We start from the raw sequence: 870 nt of genomic DNA, 5'->3' as shown, positions 1-870 counted from the left end.
GTCCAGCGCGGGGACGTCCAGGAGAAGGGTGAGGCCGGGGGTTAGTCGTACGCCCTGGACGACGGTGGGACGAGGCTCGGCGGGGGCGCCCGCCCCGTAGTCATCGGCGACGGCCGCCTCCGTGTAGGAGATGTCCGGACGCACCCGCCAGAAGGCGGAGTGCGCGGTGTCGTGCTCGTCGCCGGGAGGGCTGGCCGACGGGGCGCCGTCCTCGGGTCGGAGGGGCGCCGATTCGGCTGCGGAGTTCGCGGGTGGCGCCGGTTCGATGTCATCGAAGTCGAGGTGCGCCGGACGGCCTGCGGGGGCTGCGGGTCGGTCTGAAGGAGCCGGCGTGGAGGGCGCCGGCGGGCGGGGCGCGCGCCCTGCTGTGCCGCGTCCTCTAGGCGGTTGAGGCGCCGGGTAGGGGAGGGCGGCGATCCGTTCGAGGGTCGCGTCGGTCGCGCCGGTGAGCTCGACCTGGATCTGGGCGATGGACAGGCCCGCGGCCTGGCGGCGTTTCACCGCGACGAGCTGCAGGAGGTGACGCGGCCCGTACAGGGCGGTGCGGCCGCGGCGGCCGAGGGGCGGGTCTACCAGGCCGATCGTGGTGTACCAGCGGATCAGTCGCTCGTTGGGAACGTCGCGCACCCGGCCGCTGACCTGTGTGGATCCGTCCGCGGCAAGCGCCGCGGCGGCCCGCTCGGCCAGCTCGCTGATCGTCCAGGTGCCTTCCATGCGTCCGATGATGACACTGTCACGATGACAGTGTCAAATCCCATCGGAGATCAACTTCTGCGCGGCCTTGTCGCGGCCGCCGGGCTGACGCACGCTTGTGCCGCCAGGTGCGGCTCGGGGGCTGGAGGAAAAGGGGCGGTACCGAGGGGTCGGGGT

The 870-nt window shown here is 73.0% G+C and carries 1 protein-coding gene; it reads right to left on the bottom strand.

From position 1 onward, the window contains the following. Positions 1-714 (bottom strand): MerR family transcriptional regulator (locus E1266_RS39120; RefSeq protein WP_207946169.1); only part of this gene is annotated, 714 nt, incomplete at its 3' end. Positions 715-870: the final 156 nt, after the last annotated feature.

The sequence above is a fragment of the Actinomadura sp. 7K534 genome (assembly GCF_004348575.1).
Taxonomy (GTDB): Bacteria; Actinomycetota; Actinomycetes; order Streptosporangiales; family Streptosporangiaceae; genus Spirillospora; species Spirillospora livida.
Note: the sequence above shows the minus strand (reverse complement) of the source record. Positions and strands in the feature narration are given on the sequence as shown.